Source organism: Novosphingobium sp. NFX11 (genome assembly GCF_057376415.1).
This window is the reverse complement of sequence record NZ_CP080385.1, coordinates 1,428,151-1,435,000: the sequence shown is the minus strand read 5'-3', so window position 1 is coordinate 1,435,000 and position 6,850 is coordinate 1,428,151. Positions and strand designations below refer to the sequence as shown.

The 6,850-nt window shown below is 67.3% G+C and carries 6 protein-coding genes; 2 read left to right on the top strand and 4 right to left on the bottom strand.

Annotation, left to right across the window (positions count from 1 at the left end; genetic code table 11):
• Positions 1–81 precede the first annotated feature (81 nt).
• The 4 genes from KZO24_RS24430 to KZO24_RS24415 form a co-directional block, all read right to left on the bottom strand.
• Positions 82–1,290: an NAD(P)/FAD-dependent oxidoreductase gene (locus KZO24_RS24430; protein ID WP_271184155.1), complete on the bottom strand. Its 1,209-nt coding sequence runs from the start codon at positions 1,288–1,290 to the stop codon at positions 82–84.
• A 147-nt stretch (positions 1,291–1,437) separates the two neighbouring features.
• Positions 1,438–1,977: an RrF2 family transcriptional regulator gene (locus tag KZO24_RS24425; RefSeq protein ID WP_008829861.1), complete on the bottom strand. Its 540-nt coding sequence runs from the start codon at positions 1,975–1,977 to the stop codon at positions 1,438–1,440.
• 144 nt (positions 1,978–2,121) lie between these two features.
• The gene (locus tag KZO24_RS24420) at positions 2,122–2,538 is read right to left on the bottom strand and encodes a DoxX family protein (RefSeq protein WP_271184154.1); all 417 of its coding nucleotides are present in this window, start codon (positions 2,536–2,538) and stop codon (positions 2,122–2,124) included.
• 288 nt (positions 2,539–2,826) lie between these two features.
• Positions 2,827–5,100 carry a glycoside hydrolase family 3 N-terminal domain-containing protein gene (locus KZO24_RS24415; protein ID WP_271184153.1) on the bottom strand — a complete coding sequence of 758 codons (2,274 nt, stop codon included), beginning with the start codon at positions 5,098–5,100 and terminating at the stop codon, positions 2,827–2,829.
• 211 nt (positions 5,101–5,311) lie between these two features.
• On the opposite strand from KZO24_RS24415, the gene KZO24_RS24410 reads away from it, so the two are divergent.
• Both KZO24_RS24410 and KZO24_RS24405 read left to right on the top strand, forming a co-directional pair.
• Positions 5,312–5,746 carry a hypothetical protein gene (locus KZO24_RS24410; RefSeq protein ID WP_036527129.1) on the top strand — a complete coding sequence of 145 codons (435 nt, stop codon included), beginning with the start codon at positions 5,312–5,314 and terminating at the stop codon, positions 5,744–5,746.
• A 29-nt stretch (positions 5,747–5,775) separates the two neighbouring features.
• Positions 5,776–6,621: a ferredoxin--NADP reductase gene (locus KZO24_RS24405; RefSeq protein WP_008829865.1), complete on the top strand. Its 846-nt coding sequence runs from the start codon at positions 5,776–5,778 to the stop codon at positions 6,619–6,621.
• Positions 6,622–6,850 lie beyond the last annotated feature (229 nt).

The window sequence follows — 6,850 nt, the reverse complement described above, 5'->3', positions numbered from 1 at the left end:
GCAAAGGCCGGATTTGCGCGGGTTTGGCACGATCATGCCCGGAAACGCATGGCCCGACCGTCTCCAGCCGGGCCTTTCGCGTCAGGGCACGATCACGAAGTCCGGGTTGGAGACCGCGAAGACCGCCTCCCGCTCCGGCGCGGGCGGATAGATCCACACGCCGTTGATTTCCTGCTTCAGCTTCTTGCCTTCCGCCCGGGTCAGGTGGACCTGCCGGTCCCAGCCCTCCGTATAAAGGGCACCCCATGCACCGAGGTCGAGACAGGTCACGTACTTGGGCTGGCTGTAGGGGTGGAGGCCCAGCCCCACCAGTTCCGCAGCGGCATTGTGGCCCGCCACCCGGCCGAGGCTCAGCGCGTGCTGGCAGGACATGACGGTGAAGTTGCCAATATCGTCGGTCGCCGCTTTCACGGTGTCTCCGGTGACGAAGATGCCCGGCGCCTCGGGCGCGCGGAGATAGGCGTCGCCGAGCACCCGGCCAGTGGCATCATGCTCTCCGGGCACCTGCCCTGCCAGCGGATGAGCACGCATCCCGGCCGACCACACGACGGTCGCCGCATCGATCCGCGATCCATCCGAAAGCGTGACCCCGCCTGCGTCCACCGCCGTCACCCGCACGCCAGGGCGCTGCTCGACACCCAGTTCGTCAAGGGCGCCGCGCACGACCACGGCCGCATCGGCGCCCATCTCGGCGGCGATCTGTTCGGCCGGGTCGACGATGACGACGCGGATCGGCGCATCCTTGCCCAGAATGGCGCGCAACCGTTCGGGCATCTCCGCCGCGCCTTCGAGGCCGGTGAAGCCGCCGCCTACCACGACTGCCGTACCGCGTGCCTCGTCGGTGCGGGCAGCCAGCAGCTCGAGGTGCGCGTCCAGCCGCTGCGCCGAGTCCAGCTGGTCGACATCGAAGGCGTGATCCGCGATGCCCGGGATCGGCGGGGTCGACAGGCGGCTGCCGGTGGCCAGTACGAAGCGGTCCCAGGGAACCGTCTCTCGCCCGCCGTCGCCGCGCAGGATGGTGGCCTGCTGCGTGGTCGCGCCGATCGCCTCGACCAGACCGGCCACGTACCGCGCGCCGACCACCGCGAGCAGGGCAGAAACGTCGGGGTTCATGTTCTCCAGCACGGCTTCATAAAGGCGCGGACGGATCACCATGGTCGGGCTCGGCGAGACGACGACGACTTCCACGTCGTCCTCCCGCCCTGCAAGCGCAATGGCGCGGGTTGCCGACAGGGCGGCCCAGACTCCGGCGAAACCGGTGCCGGCGATCAGGATGGTCTGCTTGCTCATCGATCTTCTCCTCTTGTGCGCCGGACGCGGCTCATCGTCCCGACAAGCGCGAGGCCCGCGAAGGCAGCGCGCAAGCCGGCGCTTTCCCGGTTCGTCCGGCAGGACGCCGAGAAAGGTGTTCAGGAATGCGGGTGAGAAAGGCTCAGGTCATGAAGGACCGTCCCGCCGGGGACGGCCGATGCGTGCGGTGCGGGTGGTCTGGCGATCGCCCGCCCAGTCGCGGAAATCGTTGAAGAATGTCTCGGGCGCCTTGCGGCCGAAGCGGCTCGCCACGTCGCCCAGGGTCTGCGCGGCAAGCGCATCGCGCATCGCCTTCTCGGCCTGGAGCATGACAGCGTGGACGGCGCAAGTTCCGGCGGTTGCCCAGCCGGGCGCATCGCCGCCGAACAGGGCGCAGCGGCCGCGCACCTCCTGGCAATCGAACAGCGGCTTGTCGCCTTCTATCGCGTCGATGATCTGGAGGAAGGTGATCTCGCCCGCCGGCCGCGCGAGGCGGTAGCCCCCGCGCACGCCTTCGCTGGCGGCGACGATGCCGGCTTTCTCCAGCTTGGGGAAGATCTTCGCCACGAAGCTGGGCGAGATGCCCTGGATCTCGGCGATCTCCCGGCTGCTGAGGGCGCGGCCGTCTTCCACCAGCCAGAGCAGGCCGTGGATTCCATATTCGACGCTGGTGGTGATGTGGGCCATGAACGCGGAGTTACCCTGTCTGCGTTAAAGCGTCAAGCATATAACGACGACAAATCTGGTCTGCGTTTATCGTGCAATCATGCGAAAAGGGGCGAGCCTTTCGGCCCGCCCCTTCCGGCAGCGTTTGCGGCAGGGCTTTCGCGTTCAGGCGCGAGCCTTGCCGAAAGCGACGATCTGCAGCAGGCCGCCGGCGATCGCGATGTTCTTGAAGAAGTGGATGAACTGGTTCTGGTCGGCCAGGTTGTTGTGGAAGAACGCGGCGGTGGCGAGGCTGAACAGCGCGATGACGGTGGCGACCGCACGGACCTTGTAGCCCGAGATCAGCAGCGCGCCGCCGACCACTTCGACGAGGATGGCGCCAGCCAGCGCCACGGCGGGGAGCGGGAGGCCGACCGAGGCGATGTAGGCCATCGAACCGGCGGGGTCGGCGATCTTGGACAAGCCGCTGATGATGAAGATGGCGGCGATGAAAACGCGGCCGACGAGCGGCAGCCAGGCTTCGAGGGTGCTGGCGGTGTTGGCGGGAGCGACGGGGGCGGTGTCGATGGTGGTGATGGTCATGGCGGGAACTCCTGGGTGATCGGGGGCAATAAGGTGACGACGGGCGTGTCGTCCTGACGCCCTCCAGATGCGCCCGATCAGGGTTCCTAAATAGTGTGATTAAACGCGATCATATGTTCGAATTATGCGAACATATGTTTTCGTGACCGCTCCTTCAAATATGTCGTCATGCCCGCGCAGGCGGGGACCCTGCTCGTGTGCTCTCCCGTTGCGCAATGGGGTCGGTCCGCAGATGGGTTCCCGTCTTCGCGGGAATGACAACGAGAGGGTGAGATTGCGCGCGCCGCCCTAAGCGCTCGCCGGGGCCGCCGCGTACAAGGTGATCTGCGTGTGCAGCCCGTCCTCGGAAGACTGGCCCACCCAGACGTCGAACGCGCCCGGCTCCGCCAGTCGCCGGTTGCCTGCGCCGACGAATTCGAGGTCCGTGCGGGACAGGGTGAAGCGCACGGTGCGGCTCTCGCCCGGCTCCAGGGTGACGCGCTCCATCTTCTTGAACTCGCGGATCGGGCGGGTGCGACTGGCCACGCGGTCGCGGGTGTAGAGCTGCACGATCTCGCTGCCGCGCCGCTTGCCGCTGTTGGTCAGGCGCGCGGTGATCGAGACGGTGCCGTCCCAGCGCAGCGCGGGGTCGGAAACCTGCAGCTTGTCCAGCGTGAAGCGGGTGTAGCTCAGGCCGTGACCGAAGGGGTAGCGCGCGCTGTTGTCGGTGGTGGCGTAGCGGGCCTTGTACTCGGTGCTGCCATTGGGGACGGTCGGGCGGCCGGTGGACTTGCGATCGTAGAAGAACGGCTCCTGCCCCGACTCCCAAGGGAAGCTGACCGGCAGCTTGCCCGAGGGGTCGACCTTGCCGAACACCACGTCGGCGATCGCATTGCCCGCTTCGGAACCGAGGAACCACGTCGCCAGCACGGCATTGGCGTTCGCCACTCCGTCATGGATCGCCAGCGCACGGCCGTGACGAAGCAGCACGACGGTCGGCTTCTTCACCGCCGCTATCGCATCGGCGAGCGCCTGCTGCGCGGGCGGGATCTCGATCACGGTGCGCGACTGCGCCTCGCCCGACATGTCCTGCGATTCCCCGAGGGCGAGGATCACCACGTCGGCCGCCTTCGCCGCCTTGACCGCCTCCTCGATCCCGCCGTCGGTGGGGCCGTGAATGGCGCAGCCGGGCACGACGGTCAGCTGGTCCGGATCGACCATCGCGCCGCGCAGCCCGCTGGCCACGTCCACGCCCTTGTCGGGATCGCCGTAGAAAGCCCAGGGGCCGTAGAGGTTCGCCTTGTCATCGCCGAACGGACCGATCAGCGCGATCTTCTGCTTCTTTCCCTTGTCGAGCGGCAGCACCCCGTCGTTCTGCAGCAGCACGATGGAGCGCGCGCCCGCCTCGCGCGCGAGTTCGCGGTGAACGGGCGCGCCGATGCGCGATTTCTCCGCCGCCTCGTCGAGCGAGCGCCAGGGGTTGTCGAACAGGCCCATCGCCATCTTGACGTAGAGGATGCGCCGCACCGCCACGTCCACCGTGCCCATCGGCACCGCGCCGCTCTTCACGAGGTCTGGCAGGTAGCGGATATAGAGCCCGCTCTGCATCGACATGTCGACCCCCGCCAGCACTGCCAGCCGCGCGGCGTCGCGGTCGTCCTCCGCATAACCGTGGGCGACCAGTTCCTCATCGGCGGTGTAGTCAGAGAAGACGAAGCCGGTGAAGCCCATCTCGCCGCGCAGGATATCCGTGAGCAGCGTGCGGTCGGCGGTCGCGGGCACGCCGTTGATCTCGCTGAACGCCGCCATCGTGGTGAGCGCGCCCGCCGCGAAGGCGGAGCCGAAAGGCGGCAGGTGCGTCTCGCGCAGGGTCTCGTCGCTGATGTCGACACTGCCGTATTCCAGCCCGCCCGCCACCGCGCCATAGGCAGCGAAGTGCTTGGGGCAGGCGAGCAACGAGTCGTCGCGCCGCAAGTCGCGCCCCTGGAATCCGCGCACCCGCGCGGCGGAGAGCAGCGCGGTCAGCGTGACGTCTTCTCCGGAGCCCTCGACCACGCGGCCCCAGCGCTGGTCGCGCGCGACGTCGGCCATCGGCGCAAAAGTCAGGTGCAGGCCCGCCGCCGTCGCCTCGATCGCCATGGCGCGCGCGGTACGCTGCGCCAGCACCGGATCGAAGCTGGACGCCTCGGCCAGCGGCACCGGGAAGATCGTCTTGAGCCCATGGATCACGTCGCCCGCCAGCAGCAGCGGAATGCCGAGGCGACTGTCGTTGACCGCGATCTCCTGCGCCTTGCGCGCGCCCGCCACGCCGATACCGTTGAACAGGCAGCCGACGCGGCCCTTGCGGATTTCCTCCGAGAGCTTCTTCACGTCCTGGATGCCGGCCGCCGGGTTGGGCGGGTTGAAGGGGCGGAAGGCGTCGGCAAGGCAGGTCATCTGCCCGGCCTTCTCCTCGATCGTCATCTTCTTGATGAGATCGTCCACCCGCGTCACCTCTTCGGCGGCGAGCGCCCTGAACGAGAAGCCCGATGCGATGGCGCTGGCGATGATACCGGAAAGAACGGTGCGGCGGTCTGGGTTCATGAACTCTTGGCTGTTGGTGCGTCGACTTGCCCCCGTCAAACCGCGGTAGGGCATTTTGTTGCATTGCGGCAAGGCCCGGACGCGCGCCATGGCTTCGGACCACCCTGCCCCCGCGCCACCTCGTCGTACGGCGACACCGGGTTGACGCATCGCGCCGCACGATGCAAAAGATATGCGACTAATTCGCAATAGCATATCTTGAGGCACGCGCATGTACGACTTCCTCGACCGGCCGGTCACCGAACTCGACAACGACGGCCGGTTCCTGCTCTGGGCCATGCGCGGGTGGGCGCATTCGGCATCCAAGGGCAATTGCCCGGCGCAGTCGCTGGCGCGCGCCTTTGCCGGATACAACGCCGCAGCCGTCCTGCCGGACTTCCACATGGCGATGGCGCTCGTCAGCCGCCGGGCATCCGAAAGGATCATGGTCGCGCCGATGGGCTGCCACCGCATCTGCGAACATGAGGCGTTGCTCCTTGCACTTTGGCGCGATGTCGGTATAGGCCGCCGCGAAAACGTGCGCGCGACTCTCGCGCATGTCGTGCCATGCGACACGGTCGCCGCGGTCGCTCAGGCCATGAGCCGCGCAAGCGCCGCGATGACCATCGCCGGCTTCGGCATTGCACTGATAAACCCGCCCGCGTGACCCATTCGATGAACCAAGGACTGACGTTGATGAACGATAGCAAGGCAGAAGCCGCCACCCTGGACAATTCGGCGGCTCCTGCGACCGTTCTGGAACCCACTGGTGCGCTGACCGTGGAGACGGTGCTTTCGGTCCATCACTGGAACGAGCACCTCTTCAGCTTCAAGATCACGCGCCCGGCCTCGTTCCGCTTCCGCTCGGGCGAATTCATCATGATCGGCCTGCAGGGCGACAACGGCAAGCCGCTGCTGCGCGCCTATTCGATCGCCAGCCCCTCGTGGGCCGAGGAGATCGAGTTCCTCTCGATCAAGGTCGAGGACGGCCCGCTGACCTCCAAGCTGCAGCTGATCCAGCCGGGCGACCAGATCTACCTTGGCCGCAAGCCGGTGGGCACGCTCGTCACCGACGCGCTGACGCCGGGCAAGCGCCTGTTCCTGTTCGGTTCGGGCACCGGCCTCGCCCCGTTCCTCTCGCTGATCCGCGATCCGGACGTCTACGAGATGTTCGAGCAGGTCGTGATCGTCCACTCGGTCCGCCGCGTCGCCGACCTCGCCTTCCGCCAGGAGCTGGAGAGCCAGCTGGCCGGCGACCCGCTGGTCGAGGACCAGGCGCTGGTACAGCTGACCTACGTGCCGACCGTCACGCGGGAAGAATTCCACACCACCGGCCGCATCAACGTGCTGATCGAGAACGGCCGCCTGTTCGAGGGCCTGAAAGGCGAGGCCCGCATGGACCCGGCGACCGACCGCGTGATGCTGTGCGGCTCGATGGCGATGAACAAGGACATCGCCGCGATGCTGGAAGGTCTGGGCTTCGTCGAAGGATCGAACAACAAGCCCGCCGACTTCGTGATCGAGCGCGCGTTCGTCGGCTAAGCGACGACTGCTGTGATGCGAGAGCGGCCTGCCCGAAAGGGCGGGCCGTTTTCGTTTCGAACATCCTCCCTGTTGCGAAGCAATGGGGAGGGGGACCGCCGCCGCAGGCGGTGGTGGAGGGAGAAGGCCCCTCCGTCAGTCGCTGCGCGACTGCCACCTCCCCATCGCTGCGCGACAGGGAGGATGCTTCTTCATCGCCCGCCTTGACTTCCCCCGCCATTGCGCTGAA